Origin of the sequence: Rhizobium sp. Root1204 (assembly GCF_001424965.1) — a bacterium.
GTDB lineage: Bacteria > Pseudomonadota > Alphaproteobacteria > Rhizobiales > Rhizobiaceae > Pararhizobium.
The window spans coordinates 1-24,854 of record NZ_LMCZ01000022.1 but is presented as its reverse complement, the minus strand read 5'-3'; the positions used below and the strand labels follow the sequence as shown (position 1 = coordinate 24,854).

The 24,854-nt window shown below is 58.4% G+C and carries 22 protein-coding genes and 1 pseudogene; 16 read left to right on the top strand and 7 right to left on the bottom strand.

The genetic code is table 11. The annotated features are described in order from the left end of the window. Window positions 1-59: 59 nt before the first annotated feature. Window positions 60-1,094: a Gfo/Idh/MocA family oxidoreductase gene (locus ASC96_RS18580; RefSeq protein WP_060504620.1), complete on the top strand. Its 1,035-nt coding sequence runs from the start codon at window positions 60-62 to the stop codon at window positions 1,092-1,094. Next, window positions 1,094-2,953 (top strand): hypothetical protein, encoded by a 1,860-nt coding sequence (locus ASC96_RS18575; protein WP_060504637.1) that lies wholly within the window; start codon window positions 1,094-1,096, stop codon window positions 2,951-2,953. The genes ASC96_RS18580 and ASC96_RS18575 overlap by 1 nt, the downstream gene beginning before the upstream one ends. A 55-nt stretch (window positions 2,954-3,008) precedes the next feature. On the opposite strand, the gene ASC96_RS18570 is transcribed toward ASC96_RS18575, so the two are convergent. Next, window positions 3,009-3,914 carry a LysR family transcriptional regulator gene (locus ASC96_RS18570; RefSeq protein WP_060504619.1) on the bottom strand — a complete coding sequence of 302 codons (906 nt, stop codon included), beginning with the start codon at window positions 3,912-3,914 and terminating at the stop codon, window positions 3,009-3,011. Window positions 3,915-4,034: 120 nt separating this feature from the next. Between ASC96_RS18570 and ASC96_RS18565 the strand changes: the two genes are divergently transcribed. Beyond that, on the top strand, window positions 4,035-4,715 hold the full coding sequence (locus ASC96_RS18565) for a 5-formyltetrahydrofolate cyclo-ligase (protein ID WP_060504618.1): 681 nt from the start codon (window positions 4,035-4,037) through the stop codon (window positions 4,713-4,715). A 131-nt stretch (window positions 4,716-4,846) separates the two neighbouring features. Here ASC96_RS18565 and catE read toward each other — a convergent pair whose 3' ends face one another. Both catE and ASC96_RS18555 read right to left on the bottom strand, forming a co-directional pair. Continuing rightward, window positions 4,847-7,036, bottom strand: coding sequence for a catalase C (catE, locus tag ASC96_RS18560; RefSeq protein WP_082512163.1), 2,190 nt, complete (start codon window positions 7,034-7,036; stop codon window positions 4,847-4,849). A gap of 78 nt (window positions 7,037-7,114) precedes the next feature. Continuing rightward, window positions 7,115-7,615, bottom strand: coding sequence for a ferritin-like domain-containing protein (locus tag ASC96_RS18555; protein WP_156397667.1), 501 nt, complete (start codon window positions 7,613-7,615; stop codon window positions 7,115-7,117). Window positions 7,616-8,153: 538 nt separating this feature from the next. On the opposite strand from ASC96_RS18555, the gene ASC96_RS18550 reads away from it, so the two are divergent. Genes ASC96_RS18550 through ASC96_RS33950 form a run of 6 tightly spaced genes read left to right on the top strand, consistent with a single transcriptional unit; the run spans window position 8,154 to window position 13,086 of the window. Continuing rightward, complete coding sequence (locus tag ASC96_RS18550) at window positions 8,154-8,462, top strand: hypothetical protein (RefSeq protein WP_060504616.1); 309 nt, start codon at window positions 8,154-8,156, stop codon at window positions 8,460-8,462. A gap of 60 nt (window positions 8,463-8,522) precedes the next feature. Then, window positions 8,523-11,186 carry a DNA ligase D gene (gene ligD / locus ASC96_RS18545; RefSeq protein WP_060504615.1) on the top strand — a complete coding sequence of 888 codons (2,664 nt, stop codon included), beginning with the start codon at window positions 8,523-8,525 and terminating at the stop codon, window positions 11,184-11,186. A gap of 23 nt (window positions 11,187-11,209) precedes the next feature. Beyond that, window positions 11,210-12,109: a hypothetical protein gene (locus tag ASC96_RS18540; RefSeq protein WP_060504614.1), complete on the top strand. Its 900-nt coding sequence runs from the start codon at window positions 11,210-11,212 to the stop codon at window positions 12,107-12,109. Continuing rightward, window positions 12,109-12,606 (top strand): DUF4334 domain-containing protein, encoded by a 498-nt coding sequence (locus ASC96_RS18535; RefSeq protein WP_060504613.1) that lies wholly within the window; start codon window positions 12,109-12,111, stop codon window positions 12,604-12,606. The genes ASC96_RS18540 and ASC96_RS18535 overlap by 1 nt, the downstream gene beginning before the upstream one ends. A 28-nt stretch (window positions 12,607-12,634) precedes the next feature. Next, window positions 12,635-12,826 carry a hypothetical protein gene (locus ASC96_RS34430; RefSeq protein ID WP_156397660.1) on the top strand — a complete coding sequence of 64 codons (192 nt, stop codon included), beginning with the start codon at window positions 12,635-12,637 and terminating at the stop codon, window positions 12,824-12,826. Beyond that, a complete protein-coding gene (locus ASC96_RS33950; RefSeq protein ID WP_060504612.1) occupies window positions 12,823-13,086 on the top strand; it encodes a hypothetical protein in 264 nt (87 codons plus the stop codon). The genes ASC96_RS34430 and ASC96_RS33950 overlap by 4 nt, the downstream gene beginning before the upstream one ends. Here the strand turns inward: ASC96_RS33950 and ASC96_RS33945 are convergent. Further along, a pseudogene (locus ASC96_RS33945) lies at window positions 13,060-13,137 on the bottom strand (hypothetical protein); the annotation flags it as partial. The gene ASC96_RS33950 and the pseudogene ASC96_RS33945 overlap by 27 nt on opposite strands. Window positions 13,138-13,148: 11 nt before the next feature. Next, window positions 13,149-14,342, bottom strand: coding sequence for an MFS transporter (locus ASC96_RS18525; protein WP_060504611.1), 1,194 nt, complete (start codon window positions 14,340-14,342; stop codon window positions 13,149-13,151). Between the two features lie 446 nt (window positions 14,343-14,788). Between ASC96_RS18525 and ASC96_RS18520 the strand changes: the two genes are divergently transcribed. Both ASC96_RS18520 and ASC96_RS18515 read left to right on the top strand, forming a co-directional pair. Continuing rightward, window positions 14,789-15,859, top strand: a complete 1,071-nt coding sequence (locus tag ASC96_RS18520; RefSeq protein WP_060504635.1) for a class I SAM-dependent methyltransferase — start codon at window positions 14,789-14,791, stop codon at window positions 15,857-15,859. Between the two features lie 181 nt (window positions 15,860-16,040). Beyond that, complete coding sequence (locus tag ASC96_RS18515) at window positions 16,041-17,279, top strand: hypothetical protein (protein WP_060504610.1); 1,239 nt, start codon at window positions 16,041-16,043, stop codon at window positions 17,277-17,279. Between the two features lie 174 nt (window positions 17,280-17,453). Here ASC96_RS18515 and ASC96_RS18510 read toward each other — a convergent pair whose 3' ends face one another. Further along, window positions 17,454-17,699 (bottom strand): helix-turn-helix transcriptional regulator, encoded by a 246-nt coding sequence (locus tag ASC96_RS18510; protein ID WP_280140017.1) that lies wholly within the window; start codon window positions 17,697-17,699, stop codon window positions 17,454-17,456. A gap of 303 nt (window positions 17,700-18,002) precedes the next feature. Between ASC96_RS18510 and ASC96_RS18505 the strand changes: the two genes are divergently transcribed. The 4 genes from ASC96_RS18505 to ASC96_RS18490 are packed head-to-tail and all read left to right on the top strand — an operon-like array spanning window position 18,003 to window position 23,139. Next, entirely contained in the window at window positions 18,003-19,595 is a 1,593-nt protein-coding gene (locus ASC96_RS18505) for an ABC transporter substrate-binding protein (protein ID WP_060504608.1), read from the top strand. 10 nt (window positions 19,596-19,605) lie between these two features. After that, complete coding sequence (locus ASC96_RS18500; RefSeq protein ID WP_060504607.1) at window positions 19,606-20,577, top strand: ABC transporter permease; 972 nt, start codon at window positions 19,606-19,608, stop codon at window positions 20,575-20,577. A gap of 11 nt (window positions 20,578-20,588) precedes the next feature. After that, the gene (locus ASC96_RS18495) at window positions 20,589-21,473 is read left to right on the top strand and encodes an ABC transporter permease (protein ID WP_060504606.1); all 885 of its coding nucleotides are present in this window, start codon (window positions 20,589-20,591) and stop codon (window positions 21,471-21,473) included. Then, window positions 21,460-23,139 carry an ABC transporter ATP-binding protein gene (locus ASC96_RS18490; protein ID WP_060504605.1) on the top strand — a complete coding sequence of 560 codons (1,680 nt, stop codon included), beginning with the start codon at window positions 21,460-21,462 and terminating at the stop codon, window positions 23,137-23,139. The genes ASC96_RS18495 and ASC96_RS18490 overlap by 14 nt, the downstream gene beginning before the upstream one ends. Before the next feature lie 12 nt (window positions 23,140-23,151). Here ASC96_RS18490 and ASC96_RS33940 read toward each other — a convergent pair whose 3' ends face one another. Next, window positions 23,152-23,364 (bottom strand): hypothetical protein, encoded by a 213-nt coding sequence (locus ASC96_RS33940; protein WP_244482183.1) that lies wholly within the window; start codon window positions 23,362-23,364, stop codon window positions 23,152-23,154. Between ASC96_RS33940 and ASC96_RS18485 the strand changes: the two genes are divergently transcribed. Then, window positions 23,263-24,444, top strand: a complete 1,182-nt coding sequence (locus ASC96_RS18485; protein WP_244482181.1) for a CapA family protein — start codon at window positions 23,263-23,265, stop codon at window positions 24,442-24,444. The two genes, ASC96_RS33940 and ASC96_RS18485, sit on opposite strands and share 102 nt — an antisense overlap. Window positions 24,445-24,854 lie beyond the last annotated feature (410 nt).

The window sequence follows — 24,854 nt, the reverse complement described above, 5'->3', positions numbered from 1 at the left end:
CCTTTTCTTTGCGAAGAGGGTTCGGGACGGGTTCTTTTTTCGAAATGCGGAGAAACCACATGTCAGACCTCAAAGGCGCCCTGATTGGCTGCGGCTTCTTCGCCGTCAACCAGATGCACGGCTGGAACGGCGTTCAAGGCGCTGCCATCGTTGCCATCTGCGACCGTGATCCCGAACGTCTGAAAATAGTTGGGGACCAGTTCGGCATCGAACGGCGATATACCGATGCAAGCCAGATGTTTGCCGAAGGCGGCTTTGATTTCGTCGATATCGCCACGACCGTGAACAGCCACCGCGCTCTTGTCGAAATGGCCGCCGCGCACAAAGTCCCGGCGATCTGCCAAAAACCGTTTGCTCCGACGCTTGCCGATGCCAAGGCTATGGTCGCGGCCTGCAAGGCTGCCGGCGTACCGCTGATGATCCATGAAAATTTCCGCTGGCAAACGCCGATCCAGGCCGTCCGCAAGGCGCTGGAGAGTGGTGCCATCGGCTCSCCCTTCTGGGGCCGCTTTTCGTTCCGCTCCGGTTACGATGTTTTCTCCGGCCAGCCCTACCTCGCCGAAGGCAAGCGCTTCATCATCGAAGATCTCGGCATCCACACGCTGGATATCGCGCGCTACATTCTCGGCGACGTCACTTCGCTGACCGCCCGGATCAAGCGCGTTAACCCCAGGATCAACGGCGAGGACGTCGCCACCATCCTGCTCGATCACGACAATGGCGCAACCTCCATCGTCGACGTGAGCTATGCGACAAAACAGTCGATAGAGCCTTTTCCGGAAACACTGATCGAGATCGACGGAACCGAGGGTTCGATCCGCTTGTCCCAAGGTTACGAGCTGCAAGTCACCAATGCCGGCGGCACGGTCAACACCGACGTCGCGCCGACACTTCTCCCCTGGGCATCGCGCCCGTGGCACAATATCCAGGAAAGCGTGTTCGCCATCCAGCAGCACTGGGCTGACAGCCTGAAAGCGGGCACGGAAACCTCTACCTCCGGCACCGACAATCTGAAGACCTTCGCTCTGGTCGAGGCCGCCTATGAAAGTGCCGCGACCAAAGCCACCGTCGATATCGGAACGCTGCTGACATGATGGACGCAGAGCTCGCCTTCACGCTCTACGGCACAAGGCAGGCCGAGCCCGCCCCGCGCATATTGAAAGCCGGAAAGCTGAGCGCACATCTTGCAGGCGGCAATCTGCGCAATATCACCTATGACGGCGTCGAGGTGCTGCGCGCGATCTCCTACCTGGTCCGCGATCGCGACTGGGGCACATACGACCCCACGCTGTCCGATATCACCGTCACTGAAACGGAAACCGGCTTCGCCATTGCGTACTCCGCCCGCTGCATCGCCCCGGAGGGTTCCCTTCTGGAGGTGTCCGCCTCTATCGAAGGCAACGCCGATGGCAGGCTTACGTTCGGGGGCACCGCCCGGTCGCCGAACGGCTTCGAAACCAATCGCTGCGGCTTTTGCATCCTGCATCCAATCGTCGGTGTTGCCGGTACACCGGTGACCATCGAGCACGTCGATAGTAGCATCGAAGACACGAGATTGCCCGAACTGATCGAACCCTGGCAACCCTTCAAGGACATGCGCGCCATCACGCACACCGCGTTTCCCGGCGTCACCATCGAATGCCGCATGGAAGGCGACACGTTCGAGATGGAAGACCAGCGCAACTGGTCGGACGCCTCCTACAAGACCTATGTTCGCCCGCTCGCCTTGCCATGGCCCTACCAGATCCCGGCAAACGAACCGGTCTCCCAGCGGATCACCCTGACCATTACAGACACCCGTGCCGCCTCGGGCAATCCTCCCGCCTCCGCCGACAGCGACGACATCATCAAGCTCACTCCCGGAACAGTTGCCGGCATTATGCCCGCCATCGGCCTGTTGATTACGCCTGAGGAAGCCAAGGCCAGCCTCGCGGCTCTCCAGCAACCGGATGCCCCCAGGGTTCAGGAGTTACTTTTCCATTTCGACCCGGCAGCCGGCCATGACGGGTCGGCTTTTACGGATTTCGCCGAAATCGCCGCTGTTCACGCGGGCACCACCACGATCGAAATCGCCGTCCCCTGCCAGCGTCCGTTGAACGAAGAACTGCAGGAAATCGCCGCATGGATGCGTCGTGCGGGTTTTGCGCCTGATGCCATCATGGTTTGCCCGTCGATCGACCGGCAATCCACCCCGCCCGGCAGCATATGGCCTGATTGCCCGCCGCTCGAAGACGTGTATGCGGCAGCGGCAAACGCCTTTCGTGGCGTCCGTCTCGGTGGTGGCATGCTGTCTTATTTCACCGAGCTCAACCGCAAGCGCGTGCCGGGCGAAAACCTCGCCTTTATCAGCCATTGTACCAATCCGATCGTCCATGCAGCCGACGATATCAGCGTCATGCAGACACTCGAAGCCCTGCCATTCATCACCCGCTCCGTGCGCGCCATTTACGGCAACAAGCCCTACCGTATCGGTCCCTCGACCATTTCCATGCGTCAAAATCCCTATGGCAGCCGCACGATGGACAATCCGGACGGCGCCCGTATCCCGATGGCCGACTGTGACCCCCGCCACAACGGCCAGTTTGCAGGTGCCTTCGCTGCCGGTTATGCCGCGTCGGTACTGGATGCCGGTCTCGAAACGCTGACATTGTCGGCGCTGACCGGTCCGTTCGGGCTCTATGCCGGCAGCAATGAACCGGTTGCAGAAGGCGGCAAGCGTCCGCTCTATGCCATCATCAAAGAGCTGGCAGACGTTGCCGGACAAAAATGGCGAAACGTCACATCTTCCCTCCCGGGCACGGTAATGGCCTTTACGATCGACACAGCGGCGGGCGAAACGACTTGGATCATCAATCTGACAGGCGAGGAGCAGTCGATAGACACGACGCAACTCGGCACCCGTACGCTGCGAACGCAGCTCGCTCCATTTGAAGTAACCTCCATCGCGTTTTGACTGGAAATGGAGCCATGATGATGCCCGTTTTTGATGTGGTTGGCGTGCACACTGGCTAATTCGTTGCCAACCTCGGATCCCTGACCTTGGTCGCGCTAAGTACTTCCTGAAATGCGCTGAATGCGCTCGGGTGTTCATTTTTACGATAGATCAGAAGCGTCTCGACAGGCCCGAGCGGGTGCGTCTGAACGTTGGCCGGCCAGTGCATGAGGTCAAGAACTGACCCGGGCATCACACCGGCCGCGTCTCCTGTCGCAACACTCGCCAGGATCGCATGATAGGAGCCGAGTTCAGTTGTCGGCAAGCTGCTCGACTGACTGGCCCAATGCTCGGCAATCCGGCGATAGGTGCAGCCAGGCTCTAGTGCGGCCAGCGATCCGACGCGAAGGTCGGCGGCAGACCTGATCTTCGGGTGACCGGACGGCAGGACGATCAGGAGGTCTTCAATAAAAACCCGCTCCGCTTCCAGTGACTGAAGTTCGCTATCGAACGCCAAATCTTGCTCCAGCATCGATGCGGGTGGACGCGCGATGAGCGCACAATCCAGCGCGCCATTGAGGACGTCACGCGCGAGATCGCGCGACGCGCCCATCGTCAAGCGAAGAGAAACCTCCGGCCACATCTGGTTGAATTGCGTCAGCGCGGCCGGCAGCCGGCTTGCCGCCGTGCTTTCCATGGTGCCGACCCGCAACGTTCCAGATGGCACAACAGGCCGCAGCGCCTGCCGCGCTTCCAAGGCGAGCGCCACGAGACGGTTGCTATAGGCAAGAAAGGTCTCGCCCTCCCGTGTCAGCGTCATCTTCTTGCCATCACGGCTGAACAACACGACGCCAAGGTCCTCCTCCAACTGCTGGACCCGTGTCGTCACATTAGACGGCACGCGCCCGACGGCTTTTGCCGCTTTCGTCACGCTGCGTTCGCTGGCAACAGCGAGGAATATTTCGACAGAGGACAGGTCCAACGAAAAATCTCGATTCCTGAATTAAGAGGCCCTATAGTTCTTTATAGGAAAATCACGAACGTCGCTCAAGCGAATACCAGCCTTTGGCTGCGCGGTGTTGACTGGGAAAGGCGGATAGTCATGTCGGACGAGCAAGAAGCGGATGACGGACCCCGCGAATTGGCTTCGCCTGCCTGCCTGATGCACGAGGTGGATCCTGCATATATGGGGTTGCCGCCGGCAGCTACCGCCGCCACTTTTGACAATGCGGCATGGCGGCGGACAGAACGCCAAAGATTGATCGAGGAACGCAAATCCCTACCGGTTGCTCACCGTGAGGAATTCGGCCGATTAATCTCGATCCATCTCGATCAGGTGATCACCGACCTTGCCGGCAAACATATCAGCCTGTTCTGGCCTTTCCTTGGCGAGCCCGATCTGCGGGAATGGATGGCCAACGCTAGCGCGCGCGATGCGACATGCCTGCTGCCTGTCGTGGTTGCCAAACGTGAGCCTCTGATCTTCCGGTCGTGGAAAACGGGAGAGCCGCTGGTACGCGGTGTGTGGAACATCCCAGTGCCGGCAGAAGGGAAGCAAGCTGTCCCCGATATCGTCATCGCGCCCGTTGTCGGCTTCGATAACGATTGCTTCCGGCTGGGTTACGGTGGCGGGTTCTTCGACAGAACACTCGCCAGCTTCGACCGCAAACCCTTGACGATTGGCGTCGGGTTCGCAACTCAAAGGATCCGGACCATCCACCCCCTCCCCCACGACATTCCCATGGATGTGATCGTGACAGACGCGGGCGTGCGATATCGATGAAAGTCCGTTTTGCCGACCCATATCGGCAGAGCGACATCCGCTGCGCACTTCGGCTGGCGAATTGATCTGTCGACTGATGCCATCCGATGGTTTTGAAAGAGTTGGGGCGCGGAAAACCGCGCCCCCATAGCCTACTTGATCGGTGGGGAAGCCTTGCCAAGCTTTACCGACGGCTCGCGGCCCCAAACACGCAACTTGCCGAGCTCCGAAACAAATGCGGACAAGCCATCCTCTCCGGGTAATACGAGAACACCCTCGTCGACGTCACCGGCAATCCCGGCTTTTTCGAGCAGCGGCAAGGCCGATTGATCGTGACCGATGAACTTGCAGTGTTGAAAAGCGTCGGCGACGAAGTCCCGGGCAGTCGCTTCTTTGACCAGATCATCAATCGCGGCGGTGGACGTGAGAATGGCCACGGCATCGAAGAGCACCGATGGCCCACCGTCGATCATGTGATGCGCCTCGATCCACGAACCGTCGGATGCCGTAACGCCCCCGACTTTTGGAGCGATCAATTCGAATACGGCTTTCTCCTTGGTGATCGCCGTGGTCAGGTCCTTGAGCAGCTTGGCATCGACCCCGTCAGTGATCAGAATGCCAAGCTTGCGACCTTCGAAACGCTTAGGCCCGCGTTCGACGATGCTGAGTGCCGGCGATGGCGCCAAGTCCTGGCGCGTCGGCATCGCCGCATCGGCCGGCTTCGGCATGGCCTGGAAGCCAAGCTTCTGCGCAACGGTCGTTGCCAGTGTCTGATCGATGTTCATCAGATGTGACACCATGCGTTCCCGGATGACCGGCGCCTCCACCTTGCTGAGCTCAAAGGTCAGCGCCATGGCGATGTGGCGCTGCTCGGGCGGGGTCTGGCTGATATAGAACTGTCGAGCCTGACTGTAATGATCGGCGAAGCTTTCTGGACGGAGCCGAACCTTCTGCCCCTGTTCTTCTGAGGGAAAATGCCGATAGCCTTTCACTGGCGACTCACGCGGTCCTTCATCGCGCGAATTCGGCTGATAGTTCGTTCGGCCGACCGGGTTGCGCATCGCCATATGGCCGTCCTGTTGAAAATTGTGGAACGGACACTTCGGCGCATTGATCGGAAGGTGTGTAAAGTTCGGTCCGCCGAGGCGCTTCAGCTGCGTGTCGAGATAGGAGAAATTGCGGCCCTGCAGCAGCGGATCGTTGCTGAAGTCGATGCCCGGCGGCACGTTCTGGGTCATGAACGCAACCTGCTCGGTTTCGGCAAAAAAGTTGTCCGGCATGCGGTCGAGCACCAGCCGGCCGATCGGCTGAACCGGCAAGATTTCCTCAGGAATAATCTTTGTCGGATCCAGGATGTCGAAGTCGAAGCTGTCGGCAAACTCCTGGTCGAACAGCTGGACGCACAGTTCCCATTCGGGAAAGTTCCCGGACTGGATCGACTGCCAGAGATCGCGGCGGTGAAAGTCCGGGTCGGCGCCGTTGATCTTGACCGCCTCATTCCAGGCGACCGATTGCAGACCGAGCTTCGGTTTCCAGTGAAACTTGACGAATGTGGACTGGTCCTTGGCATTGACAAACCGGAAGGTGTGTACGCCAAACCCTTCCATAAAGCGGAAGGAGCGCGGAATAGTGCGGTCCGACATGATCCACATGACCATGTGCATGCTTTCCGGCGTTAGCGAAATGAAGTCCCAGAAATTGTCATGGGCAGTTTGCGCCTGTGGGAAGGCGCGGTCTGGTTCCTGCTTTGCGGCGTGGACCACATCGGGAAACTTGATGGCGTCCTGAATAAAGAATACCGGGATGTTGTTGCCGACCAGGTCCCAGTTGCCTTCTTGCGTGTAAAGCTTGACGGCGAAACCACGGACGTCACGGGCGAGATCGGCAGAGCCCTTATTGCCGGCGACCGTGGAGAACCGAACGAATGCGGGTGTTTTTTCCCCTGGCCGCTGAAATAAATCGGCCCTTGTGTAGGCCGCGAGCGACTCATAGGTTTCGAAGAAGCCGTGAGCGCCGTAACCGCGCGCGTGCACCACACGCTCCGGGATACGCTCATGGTCAAAGTGGAAGATCTTTTCACGGAAGTGAAAGTCATCGATGAGCGCCGGGCCGCGGGCACCCACACGTAGCGTGTTCTGATCGTCGGCCACTGGACCACCCTGGGCGGTCGTCAACACCTCACGCCCCTCCTCAGCGAACTGGTGGAGCTCACCGCCTTCTCCGCGATGGAGCTTCTGGTCATGGATCGTGACGGTGTCGGCCACCGATGGTTTTTGGGCCTTCGCCACTAACGTTTTGGGCGAAGTTGCTGCGACTTTCGACGGTGTCGACTTCTTGACCATCTGTCGATCCTCTTGATTGTTGGAATTTAGGGAAAAGGCCGCCCTCGTGAGGCGGCCTCTTGGGACACTGCGGAATGATCAGGCGGCTTTTGTGCCCTTGGGATTTGCGGAAGCTTCAGCAAGCTTCGTCAGCTTCTGGTCGGTTGCCTCTTCTTCTGCAAGATTTGCCTGAAGAAGAGGGGTTGCCTCCTCGAGGCCAAGCTGCTTGGCCCAGGCGATCAGCGTGCCGTAACGGGCGATCTCGTAATGCTCGACGGCCTGCGCCGAGGAAATCAGGCCCGCGTCGAGGGCGACCGACCCCTTGTATTCTTCCATGATCTCTTCGCCTTCGGCGATGATGCCCTGGATGGCTTCGCAGGTTTTCCCGCGCGCAGCCTTGCCAAGCAATTCAAAGACCTGCTCAAGGCGCTCGATCTGGCCCTGCGTTTCGTCGCGGTGCTGCAGGAAGCCGGCTTTGCCTTCCTCAGACTGGGCGGCGCGGGCCATTTTCGGCAGTGCCTTTAAGATCTGCTTTTCGGCGAAATAAATGTCCTTGAGTGTATCAAGAAACAGATCGTCCAATGTTTTCTCGGCCATTATCTTCTCCTTTTGGGGGACATTGTTCACGCCGCTCAACGTCCCGATCAAGCAAATGTTCCTGCGCCAGAGCCTCCCACAATTGTCGATAGCCGAGAGTGCCCCTTGATCTCTGCGTGGAACCATTTTTAGCTGACGAACCGTGCTAGATATTCGCCTTTTCCATGTCCTTCAGCGATGAGTTGTCTTCTAAGCCGTCAACACTGGCATGCGCGGTTTGTTCCTGCGGCCGGCCCGATTAGTCGATGATCACCGAAACTCTTTGACGTCGGAATGCCTGGCGTTGCGAAGTTATGCCTGACCACGATGCTGCCTTGATCTCGAGCCGGAACGACCGAGTTTTGCCTGATGACGAGGTGTGGCATCTTGGAGACTCAGCGGCCAAGCGGGCGGGCCTTGCCCGCCGAGCGCGCGGTCCTGCTCCCCGGTCGTGCAGGTTCGATCATCCGCTATTTCGACATTCGTGCTGTCGAACAACGATTGGAGGAAACCAGCGGGGTACTTGCGGCGTTTGTGCTGTGACAGAAAAGGAGAAGGTCCTATGGCAGACGACAGCACCACGACAATACGAGCGATTTTCGAGACACGTGCGGCGGCTGACCTCGCGGTCGAACACCTTGTTCAGCAACATGGCATTTCTAGGCCTGACATTTTCATTCAGTCTGCGAGTGGCGAAAACACAGCCGGCGCCAGGCCGTCCGGTGGCGATGCCTCGCATGAAGGCGGCGCTCGCCACGATGGGGCAATAGAAGGCGAGATTGAAGTCTCCGCGGATATCGCCGCCGATCAAATCGCAGCCGTCCAGCGAAGCTTCGGAGATGCCGGAGCAATCCGCGTTTCGGGCAAATAGCAATTTACGGGGGCCGCCTTGACGCTGGCCCCGTTTCTCTTGGCGGCAGGATGATAAACCATGGTCGACAATCTCTCGAAATACCGCGGCAAACGCGATTTCAAAAAGACCGCCGAGCCCAGCGGAGAGGCGAAGGTCTCCACGTCCAACCGTCGGCGGTTCGTGATCCAGAAGCATGATGCGACCCGGCTGCATTACGATCTCCGGCTGGAGCTCGACGGTGTGTTCAAGTCCTGGGCGGTGACGAGAGGACCATCGCTTGATCCTGGCGACAAACGCCTCGCGGTGGAAGTTGAAGACCATCCGCTGGATTACGGCGATTTCGAAGGCACCATTCCCAAAGGCCAATATGGCGGGGGCACGGTCATGCTCTGGGATCGCGGCTATTGGGAGCCTGAGGGGAAGAAGACGCCGGAAGAGGCTCTTGCGAAGGGTGATTTCAAGTTCACGCTTGAGGGTGATCGCCTACATGGCAGTTTCGTGCTTGTCCGCATGCGGAATGATCGCGATGGCGGCAAACGCACAAACTGGTTGCTGATCAAGCACCACGACGAGTTTTCGGTCGAGGAGAGCGGCGCAGCCGTGCTTGAAGAGAACGATACCTCGGTGGCGTCCGGCCGGACGATGGAGGCTATCGCGTCCGGCAAAGGCAAGAAGCCGAAACCGTTCATGCTGCAAGGCGGCGCGGTCGAAGCCGATGCGGTTTGGGACAGCAATCACGGTCTTGCCGCCGACGAGCGCAAGGCTGGTATAAAGACAGTGGCTAAGACAGCGAAAAAGCTAACGGTTTCCAAAAGTGGAAAATCCTCGATGCCAGACTTTATCGCGCCGCAGCTTTGCGAGAGCCTGGCGCGTCCGCCATCTACCGATGGCTGGATCCATGAAATCAAGTTCGACGGTTATCGGATCCAGATGCGGGTCGAGAACGGTGAGGTCACTCTCAAGACCCGAAAGGGCCTGGACTGGACGGCAAAATGGTCGGCCATTGCTGCGTCGGCCTCTAAGCTTCCCGACTGCATCATCGACGGCGAGATCTGCGCACTCGACGAAAACGGTGCTCCTGATTTCGCGGCGTTGCAGGGAGCGCTCTCGGAAGGCAAGACGGACGACCTGGTCTTTTTCGCGTTCGATCTCCTGTTCTCCGGCGACGAGGATCTGCGCGAATTGGCGCTCACCGAGCGAAAGGACAGGCTCGCTGCATTCTTGTCCGAGGCCGGCGACGATCCCAGGCTCCGCTTCGTTGAGCATTTCGAGACAGGCGGCGATGCGGTGCTTAAGTCTGCTTGCCGCCTGTCTCTGGAAGGTATCGTCTCGAAACAGGCTGATGCTCCCTATCGGTCCGGCCGGAGGGAGACTTGGGCGAAATCCAAATGTCGCGCCGGTCATGAAGTGGTCATCGGCGCTTACGCCACCACAAATGGCAAGTTCCGCTCGCTGCTGGTAGGTGTCAATCGTGGTAACCATTTCGTCTATGTCGGGCGGGTCGGTACGGGTTATGGCGCAAAGGTCGTTGAAACTCTCTTGCCGAAGCTAAAGGAAATGGAAACCTCGAAGTCACCGTTCACTGGCATCGGTGCGCCAAAAAAATCGTCCGACATCGTCTGGCTGAAGCCAGAACTCGTGGCTGAAATCGAGTTTGCCGGCTGGACGGGTGACGGCCAGGTTCGGCAGGCGGCCTTCAAGGGTCTGAGGGAAGATAAACCAGCCAACGAGGTGGAAGCCGAGACGCCGGCATCTCCCGTCGCAAACGAGGTTCCCCATCCGGAAACCGCCAAGCCGCCTCCCAAGCGTTTCCGTAAGGGTGCGAAGGCCGAAGTCATGGGTGTGATGATCTCCAGTCCCGAAAAGCCACTCTGGCCGGATGCCGGCGATGGCGAACCGGTTACCAAGGTCGATCTGGCGCGCTATCATGAAGCGGTTGGGCCGTGGCTGATCGACCATATCAAGGGGCGACCTTGTTCGATCATTCGCACCCCCGATGGCATCGGCGGCGAGCAATTCTTCCAGCGCCATGCCATGCCCGGAACGTCGAACCTGCTCGAACTTGTCACCGTCTTTGGCGACAAGAAGGCGTATTTGCAGATCGACCGTGTCGAAGGGCTTGCTGCGATTGCCCAGATCGGCGGCGTCGAACTCCATCCCTGGAACTGCGAGCCCAAGCAACCAGAAGTGCCCGGACGATTGGTCTTTGACCTTGATCCAGGCCCGGATGTTGAATTCTCGACTGTCGTCGAGGCCGCACGGGAAATCCGTGACCGCCTTGAAGAACTCGGGTTAGTCAGCTTCTGCAAGACAACCGGCGGCAAAGGCCTGCATGTGGTCACGCCCCTGGCCGTGCCGAAGGGAAAGAAACTCAGTTGGGACGAAGCCAAGGGTTTCGCGCACGACGTCTGTCAGGATATGGCGCGCGACAATCCGGAGCTCTACCTGATCAAGATGGCAAAGAACCAGCGCGAGGGCCGCATCTTCCTCGATTATTTGCGCAACGACCGGATGGCGACGGCGGTTGCGCCATTGTCGCCGCGCGCCCGTCCAGGTGCGACCGTTTCAATGCCGCTCAACTGGAGCCAGGTGAAGACAGACCTGGATCCTAAGCGGTTCACCATCCGCACCGTGCCCGAGCTGTTGAAGAAGAGCACCGCGTGGCAGGACTATTGCGACGGGCAGAGACCGCTGGAGCAGGCCATCAAGCGGCTTGCAAAAACACGAAAAGCTGCGGCTTGAGGATGGCAATAAGCGATTAAGCAATGGATAGAGAGACCGAGCCACCCGTCGGAGCGACGACGGACCTTCCTCATGATCGCGTCACGGTTCAACGGTTTCGTGAAACGTTTCCCCGTGCCCGGTGGAGCGATAGGCTGAATGCCTGGTTCGTGCCGGGCCGCACTGCAGGCAAGCGCATCGGACGCTGGCTAGCGGAAATGGAAGCCGAGGCCGATGCCTTTGCCGACGAAAAGGGCAGGGATGCGTTCGCGTTCGAACCGATCGAAAGCCGCTATCTCGAAGCTGCCCTATCTGGCCTGCAAATCCGGACGCCCTATTCGCGCGCAATCGTCACCGAAATCCGGGAAATTCCATTGGCGCGCTGGGATGCGGACCGCCGCCTGTGGACTGTTCCTTACCGATCACTGGATGAATTACGCCGACGATGGCCAGCGATCGAAGCGGCGGCCGAGCGCAACGAGCCGGATGTGCGAAAGGCGCGGCGTGAGGCCTTGAAAGGCACCGAGGAGGAGGAAGCGGCCAAGGCGAGAACCAGTGAGCGCCGCCGGAAACGGTATCCCGTACCGGTCGATGACATGCCCCCATTGGAACGTGCCATCGGTACGCATGCGGGCGTCGTTATCTTCACCGAGACACATGGCGAGCTGGCAGATCCGCAAATTGTGTCTGCGTTCTATTTTCAACCGCCGCCAAACGGGGAACACGCCTGGGCGGCTTGGCGGCCGGGGTCTCTTGAGGAACTGGTCGCGACCTGGCCAGCCCGAACGCCGCCCGGCGAGCGGGAAGTGGCTCGCGGCTGGTGGGTGCCGGATCTCGAAGAACTGCGGACTGCCCGGCAGAAAGCCAGATCGAAACGACGCGCCGAGCAAACACGGCAGGGAGGCGACGTCCGATTGCAGAACCTGTTGAGCGGGGACAAGTGATGGATAAGATGGAAAGGTTTCAAAGGCTTCCACCTGTGGAGCCGCGTGAGATGATTGGACTGTGGACGGGGCGGGGTATTCCTTCCGGCCACCCTCTGGACGGCGTGCTCGAAAACCTCGGGTGGTTTGGCAAACGGTTCTCGGCTCAGATGCGTGCTGATGCGCTGTTGTTCCACGGAGGCGATAAACGCCTGGTCGCCATCGATCCGGCCCGGATTCCGCTCCGTCTTGCACTCCGTTTCCACAAGCTCGGCAGGACCCGAGCCGCGAGCAACCTGTTTTCCTATTTGCTGCGCCGGCTGAGAGCCAAGGGTCCGGTAGCGTCATTGAAGGCCGTGCCGTTCCAGGGGGTGACAAGTGCTGCGATGGCACATGACACCCAGCCCATCGTTGACCATTTCCGTAAGGTCGATGATAATCGCGTCATGGGAGCTATGGTGATCGATAGCGACGACCGCGTCTATTTCTTCGAGCTCGAGCGCGTTGAAGAGGTGTGAACCGATGCGGCAGGACTTAACCTGCCGCATGAAGCTACATAGCTCATCGAACATGCGGGTAGCTGTTGCGCTTGCTGCTTTGGGCGCCCAAACTGTCAATTCCCGGCGCGAGCAGATCGTGCCGCTCAGCGAACGCGACAAAAACGGCCCAGGCCGTCTGCACCTCGATTTCACCGTTGATCGCGGCCTTGCACCCTTGAGCGCCAATTCGCCCGAATGATCTGCCGCCTTCCGCCAATCCATCAGGATTTGGTAGGCACGCATGACCGATTTGACCTCGGTTGGGATACCGAGGCCCAAGAGGATCGTGACGGGCTTCTCGAACATATTGGCGCCCGCCGCTTCTTGAAGTTTTTTCAGGCCGGAAGAATCGTTCGATCGCAGCGTCGCGGCGGATTTAACCTCGATGCCGACGATCCGGCCCCTCCGATCCTCGAGTACGAGCTCGACTTCGTCCTGTTCGCGCGTCCGGAAATGTGAAGGAGTAACGTATCTCTCACTCCAGGTAAGAAGTTCGAGAAACTCACCCACGACAAAGCACTCTAGCAGAGGCTTTCACCAGGCTGCGGTTTTATGTTTGTGCCCAAAATAAAGAACAACGCGCCGAAGGCTGCAGCCCCTGCAAACATGACGAACATGGCAGGGCCACCAAAAACACCGAGTGTGGCACCGCCCACGGCCGGCCCAAGGAAACCGCCGACAGTCGAGAGCGAATGGGCCCCGAAATAGCTGCCCCGATTTTGCGCATAGGAAATCCGATCAACCATTATGTATTCTGAAGGAACCACGAGAATCTCGCCGGCCGTGAAGATGACCATCGAAACCGCGAACCCCGTCAATCCCGTGGACGCCAGGAAACCCACCTGGCCGAAGCAAAGAAGAGCGCAGCCGCCCAAAAGCGCGCCCAATGGGCCAGCGCGTCCGATGAGACGCCGCGCGATCGGGTTTCCCGTCAGGACAACCACACCGTTTATCGACACGAGATAGGCGAAAATTTCTACCCCGCCCGTTACATTCTGCGTGACGTATGGAGCCAGCGTGGCGGTCCATTGACCATAAACGGCAATCAGCAACGTGCTGCCACTAATGAAGAACGCCAATTGTCTGTCGCGCATCGCGGCGATAACGCTTTTGATCAGAGATACTTGTTTCGATGCTTGACAGTCGGCGCGTTCACGTCCTGGGAGCCTCAAAAGCTGCAAGCCGATCGCGAGCGTCGCGTAAAGCGTACCGGCGGCGATAAAGAGGCCGGTCGAGGCGATGCCCGCCCAAACACCGATCAACGGACCAACCGCCCATCCGATGTTCGATGCCGTGTATCGCCAAGAGAAGTATTCCAGTCGATCGGGTTCGGCGCATATGTCGCTCATCAGCGCGCGTGAAATTGATCCATAAACCGAGATCGCGACATAGGCCCCGCTTTGCGCGAGGCAAAACGAAAACACCGTTTCGGCCAGCCCCATGCCGATCATGGCGCACGCCATCAAGATCAAGGTTAGCGTGAGTACAAACCTGCGTCCAACTCTGTCCGAAATCGATCCCGCGAAAGGCGCAGCCACGGCTCCAATCAAAGGGCCGAGGCCCAACAAAAAGCCGATCGTGGCCGGACCGAGGCCGAAGGTCTGCTGGAGTTTTATTGCGAGAAAGGACAAGGTCATCGCACGGGCGATACTGACGAGGCCCGCCACAATAACGAGAAATAGGGCAGCATGCGGGTTCGTGTGTCCTTCGCCCATCTCGCCCCTCCCCTTGCTTGCAGTGTCTCAGGAACACTGCCCGTAGCAGCTAGGGCGTGGCGAACTGAGAGGATTCACATGCCTTTTGGTTTGCACCTGAACAGTGTCGGCGAGGTATTCATTTTACGTTGTGGTCGATCTTGCGGAACACAGAACACCTACGTTCGGTTGGCAACGTAAGAGCTCGGTGCCACGACCAATCATCGCAGTTGCCGAGGCAAATCGCCCCGATTTGATCGATATCTGGAATGGCGGTCGCACCCCTAGCCACGCTTAACTCTATCTCGTACGCCGTTCCACGGGCGCATCAAGCTGCCAAAATCGCTAGATTGTCGGCTCACTCGGCAGCGCCCATCTTACGACTGGCGGGTGCGGCGGAATTTACACACAAGCATCCAGATGAATCGTCGGACGAACCGCTACCACCGATTTTGGAGGACGCTATTATGGTTGACCCGCAAATAATCGAACGCTGGCGTAACGCCCCGCGGCTAACAACTTTCTCCACTTTCTTCGAAAGAACTGCGAGCGGACAGGGAGGGGCCCCGGACCTCGGACGACCTGAACCGGATCTTAGTCTACTTGATTTCGATCTCGACTGTGCTGCCTATGGTGATACGCACACACGCCTCTTCGGCAACTTCGACAGCCACTATCACGCCAGCATTCCCTATAGGCTTGAAGAAACGTGCCGTCTCGGCGCCGCCATTTTCACCTTCTCCCTACAAGCTTGGGCTCGGACCAGCTTACCGGCGACGGTTTATACGTTGGGCGCTGGAACGGGCTGCCTCGCACGCTCCATCGCGGCTCTTGGCGACGGACGGATTCAGACTCTCGCCTGCAGTCCGACACCCGCCAATCGGCAGGCTTTTTTCGCCAAACGGGGAAGCGAACACGCGCATTTCTTTCTTGGGCCGTTTTTTGATCTGGACAGCAGCCGCTACTCGACCGATCCGGATCTTCTGCCATTTCGCGATGGATTCGACGTCCTGGTCGAAGACACGACGTTTCAAATGTACGATGATGATCGAGCGCAGCAACTGGCGTTCATCGCGCCACGCATTCGGCACGGAGGCATCCTCGTGCAGGTCCAAAAACTCGCGAATGAAGACCAGGATGCCTACGACGAGCGCGAACGCCAGAAGGATGAGTTGTTCAAGAGCCGGTACTTCACTTTAAGTCAGATATCCGAGAAGAAGGCTGAGATCCTCGGTACGATGGCGAATTGCCAAGTCGATTTAAAAACCACAGTGTCCGCTCTCAGATTGTTTTTCCGCTACTGCGCACTGACCTGGAACAGCGGTAATTTCTACACGATCGTCTCATCGAATTCCCGGGCGTCGATCCTGGAGTTCGTATCGTTGATGGTGAAACCGGCGATCCCTCCCGCGTATTGCTACGAAAAACTCCCAACTGTGCTTATCGATACGGAGTCGGACCCACTCGCCGCGGCTCTCTCGTGGCGCAGGGCCAAGACGATGACGGTGCTCGCTCCAAAACGACCTCCGGCGTCATGAAATGAACACGGGCCCATCTGCTGAATCAGGCGAGCACGCTAGCGCGGCCGAAGTGCGACGTTCATTATCCTATCTGATGCCGCACCTTGCCCCCTACTGGGCGCGTCCGTTGCGCGCATATGCGTCCACCCTTTACGACGTCAAGCATTATCGGCCCGGCAGCCATACGCGGGACCATGCAATGGATCTCTTTCGCAATTGCATCGAAAGGGCAGCGCGCAGGTCCGGCTTTAGTGATGACGAAGCTCGAAGCGCCAGTCTTGAGCTACTCGCATCGCCTGTATTGCAGACCGGCCCGCATTGCCTGCTAATACTCGAACCCGACGCCTTTTACACACATCTGTTCAGCCTGCTCGGTCTGATGGCCCATGGCCGACAATGGCATGTCACCTATTTTGTCTCGACATCGGCGTTCAAGGAAAAAGCAAAGAAGGGCCCTGGCTGGCTCCATCTCGGGGGTGAAGCGCTCAACCTCTTCGGCCTTCCGCGAAGCAGAATGGACGGCAGCAGCATTGCTTGCTCGAACGGTACCTACCGTTTCGCGCTTTCGAACTCCAGAGGCGAGGTCGCACCGAATACCTCTGCGGCTCGGCTGCTTGAAGAATTGCCGTCCGCTGCATTTCCGTCGGCAGCCGAAGCGATCAGGACGGCCAATCAAACTCTCTGGCGCCGCAAGTTCCCCGCGTCGGTAAAGCTGCTTCAACTCGATGACTTCGACATTGCTGACCTAATTGCTGACCATCTCAGTGATGAGGAATCATGGATGTCGGCGCATATGATGGGCGACGGCGACGCCGCTGAATCTATATTGAGCGAAATCGACCGCCTGAACGCTTCCGCGTGGGGAGGCTGGGTTCGCCGAACAACAGACTTCTTTTGGCGCCTGGAAAAAAACAGAGTTGTCCCCTTGCGCCTACATGCGGGCATACTGCGAACTGATGGGTCTTCAAATAGCTTCGAAGTTGGGTTCAACCCGGGCAGCCTTGCGACGGCTCTTCGTCAGCGCGCGGTCCTACCCAGCTTGTTCACGGCGTTTCTGGTATCCTCAATCCTACCGGGGGTGAGAGTGCTCGGGGGGTGCCGCCAGACGGTCTATTTTCCGCTGATGCGGTATCTGGCGTCACTCTGTATTGAACGATCAGGCGATCTCAATCTCCTGAAAGCACTCAGGGAAGACGAACGACCCGGATTATGGGGTCACCGCGTCCTGAGACCATCCGGCGGCTATCCGTTTCTAGAAATCGAGCGTGCTCATGGCGTTTTGCCCCTTTTAGCAACTTACGCGGAGATGCCGTTGGTACATGCCAGTGGCGATCTTGCCAGCTTTACGACAGATCCGATCTGGGCGAAGTTGTCAGGACACATCGCCGCGGGCGAGATCACCCGCGCGTCAGATGAGTGGCGGTGGTCCGGCGCCTGAGCTTCGAGGAAGGAGCCCAACGCCGCGCGTTGCTCTGCTCTTACGGTACCGTCATCTGACCGGGTAAGGGTCGGTAAAGAAGCTGTGGCCGACTGATTTCGAGAAGAGTTAGCGGTGAGTCGCTAGCTTAAGACTGGCTCGAGGTATTGCCTGAGAACGAAAGTCATCGATCCGCTATTTCGAGTCCCTGAAGCGAACGCCCGCGCCGCCGCCGTTTTCCGGAATGAAATCAATTCCGGCCTTCACAAACGCTGCCATTATACTTGCCAGATTGTTGCCAATGGGTTTGTGCGCTCCGCGTTCAAAGTCAGCAATTGTCTGGCGAGACACATTTGCTGCTTCCGCAAGCTGGGCCTGGCTCCAGCCCAACATAGCCCGTGCCCCACGGCACTGCTCAACGGTAAGATGATCTTTACTCAAGGCAAACTTTCTGATTGACTTCTATCATTCTGTAGGGAACATTGACGATGCGGCCGAGTAGGTGATGGAAACACCCGCTCGACCTAACCACAATCAAGCTGTTGGGAGCTCGGATCATGGCTGATTCTGAGAATAGCAGAACTTTGCCTGCAATCATCCATAGAAACTCTTCCCAACTTCCGAGTACGGAAGACCTCACCGCCTGAGCGATAGACCCCTCGCTGCGCGGGCGCCGAAGCGCGCACGTTGTTGAGGAGTTCAATCACTACGCAGTCCTCATAAAAACAAGAAGGGAACATCATAATGCAATCACTGCACCGACTCCGCACGTCCATACTCGTAGCAAGCCTCGCTACGGCAGTGTCCGCGGTGTTTCTCGGGACAACCGCTGTTGCGGAGGAACTGCGTATCGGGACCCAGCTCAAGCTGATGACTCTCGATCCGCACTACGCCGATCTTAATGAGAACAACTCGCTGCTATCCCATATCTACGAACGCCTCGTGGTTCAGGACCGGCAGCTGAACCCTCAGCCAAGCCTTGCCACTTCCTGGAGACGTCTGTCAACGACGCAATGGGAATTCAAGCTGCGCGACGGCGTCCGCTTCCATGACGGCTCGCCCTTCACTGCCGAGGACGTCATTTACTCGATCAAGCGCATCCAGGACTTCCTGAAGCCGCCGAGCGGCGGGTTCCAGACCTATACGCAGGCGATCAAATCCATCACGGCGCCTGATCCAATGACTGTAGTCATCGAGACGGCCATCGACGTCCCGACCCTCCCGCTTTCTATGACTTCCATTTTCATCATGGGTCACAAGTCGGGAGACTTTGCGACCACTCAGGATGTCAACTCTGGAAAGCAGTCCGTTGGGACCGGACCCTACAAATTCCAGAGCTGGCAATCCGGTGAAATTCTCAGCCTGACGCGCAACGATGCCTATTGGGGCAGCCCACCTGCTTGGTCAGAGGTGGCTTTCCAAGTCATCGAAAGTCCTGCTGCGCGCGTCGCCGCGTTGACGACAGGGGATGTCGATCTCGCCGATTACATACCGGCGCGTGACGTCGAAGGGCTTGAGAACCGCGGATTGGCGGTCGAAAGTACGAGCGCTGCCCGGTCCAATTTCCTGCAGTTTGATATCGCTCGGGAAAAGCCACCGGGCATAACCGACACATCCGGAAATGCGATTCAAAACCCCTTCCGGGACAAGCGCGTGCGCCAGGCCCTGACGATGGCGACAGACCGTGCCTTCCTCGCCGAGAAGATCCTCCTCGGCTACGGAACGCCCGCAGCGCAGCTCTTTCCGACCGGCTTGTCAGGAACGTCGGCCAATCTCACGGTAGCACCGCCGGACTATGAGGGTGCAAAAGCCCTGCTTGCAAAGGCAGGTTTTCCTGACGGCTTCAAGGTCGTGCTCGCTGGGCCTGCCGGCCGATATCCCGGCGACAGCGAATCCTTGCAATCCATCGCGCAGAACTGGGCGAGAATAGGTGTCAGCGCCCAACCGGTCGTAGCGCCGTTTTCGGTCTTCGCCACGCAAAGGTCAGATGGCGCCTACCCTGTGTGGTACGGCGGCTGCTCCGGCGAGGCAGTAACCTTCTGCCTCCGAGCCGTTCTGGGCTCTCCGAATGCGAAAACGGGGGCCGGATCACTCAACTATGGAAAATACCAGAACCAAAGCTTTGACGCGATGCTGGATAAGGCCATGTCCATGGAGGATGGTCCGGATCGGAGCGCGGCAATCGCCAGCGCAACGGAACTGGCCATGGCCGACTATCCGATGCTTCCTCTTTATCATTTCCACCTGATCGTAGGGCATGGGCAAAAAGTGGGTTCCTACGCGGTGCATCCGCGCGGATGGACGACGGCAATGCAGGCCGTTCCCTCGGAAGAGTGAGGGCACGCCCATGATGACCACCATCGTTGGAAGGCTTTCACAAGCCGCCCTCCTTCTACTCGCCATGTCGGTGATCGGGTTTGTCGGCATCCACAGCGTCGGCAACCCCGTTTACAACATCGTCAATATCGAAACAGCCACCCTCGAGGATATTCGCAACGCAACGATCGCGCTGGGATTGGATCAACCGCTCTGGCGACAGTATCTTCTCTTCATGGGCAATGTCGTCACCGGAAACTTCGGAACGTCGTACATCTACCACCTGCCTGCTTTTGATCTGGTGATGAGCAAGCTGCCTGCGACGCTTGAGCTGGCCTCGATGGCCATGTTGATCGCAGCTCCGTGCGGCGTCTTGCTCGGGCTGCTGGCAGGACGAAGACAGGGTGGCGCAATCGATCGCGCCATTCTCAAGGCCAGCGTCTTTGCACTCAGCATTCCGTCATTCTGGCTGAGCATGGTGCTCATCCTGGTCGGTGCGATCACTTTGGGCTGGTTTCCGTCAGGTGGCCGCGGACCAACGGTCTCCTTGGTGGGCCAGGAATGGAGTTTCCTGACGCTGGAGGGCGTACGGCGGTTGACACTGCCCGCATTGGCGCTTGCCATTCCCAACATTGCGCTGATCGCGCGACTTGCACGGGCGGGAACGATCGAGGTGGAAAGCCAGGATTTCGTCCGCTTCTGCCGGGCAAAGGGCCTCTCACCGAGGCGCATCCTGTTTCGGCATACACTGCCGAATATCAGTATTCCCATCGTCACGATCGTCGGCATGCAATTCGGCGGAATGCTGGCCTTCGCTGTCGTGGTGGAAACCATCTTCGCCTGGCCGGGAATCGGCAAACTGTTGATCGACTCCATCCAACTGCTCGACCGGCCAGTCGTGATGGCAACCTTGACCTTCGTTTCCCTCGCCTTCGTCGGGCTCAATGCGCTCGTCGACCTGATTTACGCCATGCTCGATCCGCGCGTGCGCCTTTCCACATGAAAGGAAATTCCATGAAAGCCAATACACTCCGTACGCTTTGGAAGCGCCACAGGGGAATGAGCATTAGCCTACCCGGGCTCCTGCTCGCAGCCTACGTTCTGCTGGCGTTGGCAGCGCCTCTCATCGCGCCACAAAATCCGTACGATCCATTACAGATCTATGGATGGGAAGCGTCGTCGCCTCCGGGGACCATGGGAGGTGCCGGGTACTTTTATCTGCTCGGGACCGACGGTCTCGGACGCGATATACTCAGCACCATCCTGTACGGCCTACGCATCAGCCTCGTCGTTTCCATTACCAGCACCGTTATCGCTGCGCTAATCGGACTCACCGCGGGGGTCAGTGCTGCGTATTTCGGCAGGTGGGTCGACGTCGTCATCATGCGGATCGTCGACCTCCAGCTCAGCCTTCCAACCATCTTGGTGGCCCTGATTGCCATTGTCACACTCGGACCGGGGATCGATCGGATCATACTGGCGATAATCATCGTGCAGTGGGCAACCTACGCCAGGGTCATTCGAGGTGTTGCGTTGAGCGAAACCGGTAAGTCCTATCTGGATGCAGCGCGCCTCCTCCGGCTCCCCAAGAGAAGGGTCATCTTTCGCCACCTGCTTCCCAACAGTATCGCACCGGCCATTACCTTGATCCCGATAGAATTGGGGCACGCCGTGGCACTCGAGGCAACCCTGTCATTTCTCGGGCTGGGCGTGCCAGTCGACAAGCCTTCGCTTGGCTCGACCGTTGCAAACGGCTTCCAGTACCTGATGACCGGTCAATACTGGATCAGCCTGTTCCCCGGCCTCGCCCTGCTCGGCCTCATCGCAAGCATCAATTTCGTCGGCGAGGGCGTCCGGCGCAGCCTTGATCCAAGGAGCCGATCCTATGACGCACGATAGCCCACACGCCCCCTTGCTGGTGGTGAGAAATCTCACCTTGATGCATCGCGCAACAACGGGCAGCACCCCGATCCTACGCGACGTCAGCCTGAGCCTTCAGCGCGGAGAAATCCTTGGGATCATCGGCGAATCCGGAGCGGGAAAGTCCTCGCTTGGCAATGCCATCCTCGGCCTGCTCTCGCCCGACTTCGAGCGGACGACCGGTACCATCCTCTTCGATGGCAAACCGCTCGACGGTAACAACGAGCGCCAATGGGCCACGATCCGAGGGCGCAGGATATCAGCTATCTTCCAGGATCATACCGCATCGCTTGATCCGCTGATGGCCATCGGTTCTCAACTTGAGGAAACCATCATGGCCACCGACGACACCATTCCACGTCGGCAAGCACGCGACCAGGCTATCCAATTGCTGACCCGCGTCGGCATTCCGGACGTTGACCAACGATATCACCATTACCCTCATCAGTTTTCCGGGGGGCAGCGCCAGCGTGCCGTCATCGCCATCGCGCTTGCCGGCAGACCCGATATTATCATTGCAGATGAGCCGACGTCCGCGCTCGACGCAACCGTTCAAAAGCAAATCCTCTACCTCCTCCGCGAACTCGTGGAGGAAACCAATGTGTCGATCATCCTGGTAACCCACGACATGGGCGTCGTCTCGGAAATTACGGACAGTGTGATCGTGATGAGACATGGGGAGATCGTCGAGCAGGGGTCCACGTCATCCCTCCTCGACGCACCGCAACGGAAATATACCCGTAGCCTTCTCGCCGCGGTCCCAAGACTGCGGGTGTCCGGCGCCGGGGAGAGCAAGGAACCCACCGAGCATCTGAACGACCCGCCCTTGAACGTTAGTTCTGCGCAACCCGGCGGGGACCCAATCCTCGTGGCACGGGGAATAACGAAGTGCTTTTCCAGTCGCGGGTTCGCGCTGTTGCGCAAGGGGTCCCAGACACCCGCATTGCAAGATGTTTCCGTTCAGTTGGAACGTGGGATGATCACCGGAATTGTTGGTGAAAGTGGCAGCGGCAAGAGCACAATAGGACGGATCATTGCCGGCCTGGAAACCGCTGGCGAGGGAGAGATCGAGATCGATGACACCTGTTTCGATCCCTCGCGGTCTGGATCGCGCAGCGGCCTCCTTGGAAAGGTGCAGATGATCTTCCAGGACCCGGCGATGTCGTTGAACCCGCGAATGTTGATCAGTGAGACACTGCGAGAAAGTGTCCGCTTCGGCGAAACCACCACCAAGAATGAACTGTCGATGGTGGAGACAATGATGGATCGGCTCGGGTTGGCGCGAAGCCTCCTCCCCCGGTATCCCCATCAGCTCTCGGGCGGGCAGAAGCAGCGCATTTGCATCGCGCGCGCGCTTCTCGCGGGCCCGAGCATCGTCGTTGCCGACGAACCGACCTCAGCCCTTGACGTGTCCGTACAGGCAGAGATCGTCCAGCTTTTGAGGGAGAATGTGAAGGAGCAGGGCATTTCAATGCTCTTCATCTCGCACGATCTTGCCCTCGTGCAGGAGCTCTGCAGTTCGATCTACATTTTCAAGGATGGCAGGGTCGAAGACGTGGGCTCGTCGGAGTTCATCTTCACACATTCGCAAAACCCGTACACGCGAAGCCTGATCGATGCCCGCCCCAGGCGATTTACGCACTGATGGCGACCATTTTTACCTAACACCATCCACATTCTGGCGGCGGCTGCCTGCTGCGAAGGAAAGTCTGACATGACAAATACATTCAATATCGCCGTAACCGGGCAATCTCTTATCAAACACGACATTCGCGGTGTTGATACGCCAGGATTTCGAAAAGCGCGTGAGATCCTTGGTCAAGCGGATCTCTCGTTCACCAACTTCGAAAGCACGATCCTTGGAAGCCATGGCGGATGGCCGATGAAAGGATCGTTCTTCGGATGCAGCCAGCCGGTTGTTCTCGATACCCTTCAGGCTCTCGGATTCCAGGCACTTTCGTTATCGAACAATCATGCATTCGATCTCGGTCCGTCCGGGATTCTCTCAACTTCGGAAGAGGTCGAAAGGCGCGGCTTCCTTCACGCTGGTATCGGGCGCAATCACACAGCGGCGGGGCGCCCCGGCAAAGGGTCGTTTGGCGGCAGGAATGTGGCGCTCGTGGCCATGGATGGAGGTCCGGGACCGGATTTTATGTATGCGGGAGATGCCGCTCCTGGTCGTCCCGAACGTCCGGGGGTGAACCGGCTGAGGGTGACCAAGGTTGTCGACGTGGATGACAACGCTTTCGAACAATTGCGAAGGGTCCGTGACAAGGTCGGTTACACGCGGATGGATCTCGGCAACGACAGCCAACCCGACGATACGCCTCACGTTGATCCCGAAGCGGAAATCAGTATCGCCCGCGCTATTTTCAGACGCTCCGATAAGGTCGGACGAAACATCACGGTCGATGAGATCGACACAGCGCGACACCTCGCCGCAATCTCGTCTGCGGCGGAGGGAGGGAACCTCGTCATCGCCTACCTGCATCACCACCATTGGGCCTCCGACTGGTATCAGGTTCCCGAATGGGTGGGCGCGTTTGCGAAAAAATGCATCGATGCCGGCGCGGCCATGTTCGTCAGCCACGGTGCTCCCGTTCTCCAACCGGTCGAAATATACCGTCAACGGCCAATCTTCTACAGCCTGGGCAATTTCATCTTCCACGTGAGATCCGAGAAATCGCCCTGGATGGCTCGGGAGGTCTGGGAGAGTGTGATCGGGCTATGCTCGTTCGGCGACGATGGCAAGCTCGTCGAAATGTCCTTTCATCCGATCATTATCGGCGGCGCCGAGCAGTCACGGACTGACGCTTTGGAGCAACGCCTCGCGCCGGAACTTGCCCGTGGTGATGATGCTGAGAGAATATTGATGCGCTTTCAAGAGCATTCAGCGAAGGTCGGTACTAAGATCGAGATATCCGGCAACTCGGCCGTTTGGAAAACGTAGGCAGGCCCAAATGAAGGACCTTGGAACTACAGGGCATGCCTTTGTGGTTGTTAGGTGTTGAAAAGCATTGCCGCGATCCGGCATTTCGCGACGGATCGCCGCTAGATGGCGTCACTCGACGGCGTTCCAAGCACCTTTGTGCGCTAGGCTTAGACAGGACCGCCGCTTTTAGCGTGTCGTGAATGACGAAGGCTCGTGCAGTCAATCTATCAAAGTTGTTAGATTGTCGATTGTGACAGACATCGGCACCCTCACCACTCTGCGCTGACGGTGAGGGCACGATGTTAAAATTACTGACTAAGCGTGATCAACGTAAGCGCCGTCTCCGCCCCATTGGATTGGCTATATTTTGAGGCTTGCTGCGTGTGCGAGAAGGTTTCCAGGACTAACTGGAGATTTGCATGGCAGAA

Excerpts from the sequence above, each read along its gene's own strand:
- ASC96_RS18540 (WP_060504614.1), top strand. The coding sequence starts at position 11,210 with ATGGATAGAGAGACCGAGCCACCCGTCGGAGCGACGACGGACCTTCCT.
- ASC96_RS18515 (WP_060504610.1), top strand. The coding sequence starts at position 16,041 with ATGGATCTCTTTCGCAATTGCATCGAAAGGGCAGCGCGCAGGTCCGGC.
- ASC96_RS18550 (WP_060504616.1), top strand. The coding sequence starts at position 8,154 with ATGGCAGACGACAGCACCACGACAATACGAGCGATTTTCGAGACACGT.
- ASC96_RS18500 (WP_060504607.1), top strand. The coding sequence starts at position 19,606 with ATGATGACCACCATCGTTGGAAGGCTTTCACAAGCCGCCCTCCTTCTA.
- ASC96_RS18520 (WP_060504635.1), top strand. The coding sequence starts at position 14,789 with ATGGTTGACCCGCAAATAATCGAACGCTGGCGTAACGCCCCGCGGCTA.
- ligD (WP_060504615.1), top strand. The coding sequence starts at position 8,523 with ATGGTCGACAATCTCTCGAAATACCGCGGCAAACGCGATTTCAAAAAG.
- ASC96_RS18575 (WP_060504637.1), top strand. The coding sequence starts at position 1,094 with ATGGACGCAGAGCTCGCCTTCACGCTCTACGGCACAAGGCAGGCCGAG.
- ASC96_RS33950 (WP_060504612.1), top strand. The coding sequence starts at position 12,823 with ATGATCTGCCGCCTTCCGCCAATCCATCAGGATTTGGTAGGCACGCAT.
- ASC96_RS18525 (WP_060504611.1), bottom strand. The coding sequence starts at position 14,342 with ATGGGCGAAGGACACACGAACCCGCATGCTGCCCTATTTCTCGTTATT.
- ASC96_RS18495 (WP_060504606.1), top strand. The coding sequence starts at position 20,589 with ATGAAAGCCAATACACTCCGTACGCTTTGGAAGCGCCACAGGGGAATG.
- catE (WP_082512163.1), bottom strand. The coding sequence starts at position 7,036 with ATGGTCAAGAAGTCGACACCGTCGAAAGTCGCAGCAACTTCGCCCAAA.
- ASC96_RS33940 (WP_244482183.1), bottom strand. The coding sequence starts at position 23,364 with ATGGCTTCCAAGGATCGTGCTTTCGAAGTTGGTGAACGAGAGATCCGC.
- ASC96_RS18565 (WP_060504618.1), top strand. The coding sequence starts at position 4,035 with ATGTCGGACGAGCAAGAAGCGGATGACGGACCCCGCGAATTGGCTTCG.
- ASC96_RS18535 (WP_060504613.1), top strand. The coding sequence starts at position 12,109 with ATGGATAAGATGGAAAGGTTTCAAAGGCTTCCACCTGTGGAGCCGCGT.
- ASC96_RS18490 (WP_060504605.1), top strand. The coding sequence starts at position 21,460 with ATGACGCACGATAGCCCACACGCCCCCTTGCTGGTGGTGAGAAATCTC.
- ASC96_RS18505 (WP_060504608.1), top strand. The coding sequence starts at position 18,003 with ATGCAATCACTGCACCGACTCCGCACGTCCATACTCGTAGCAAGCCTC.
- ASC96_RS34430 (WP_156397660.1), top strand. The coding sequence starts at position 12,635 with ATGAAGCTACATAGCTCATCGAACATGCGGGTAGCTGTTGCGCTTGCT.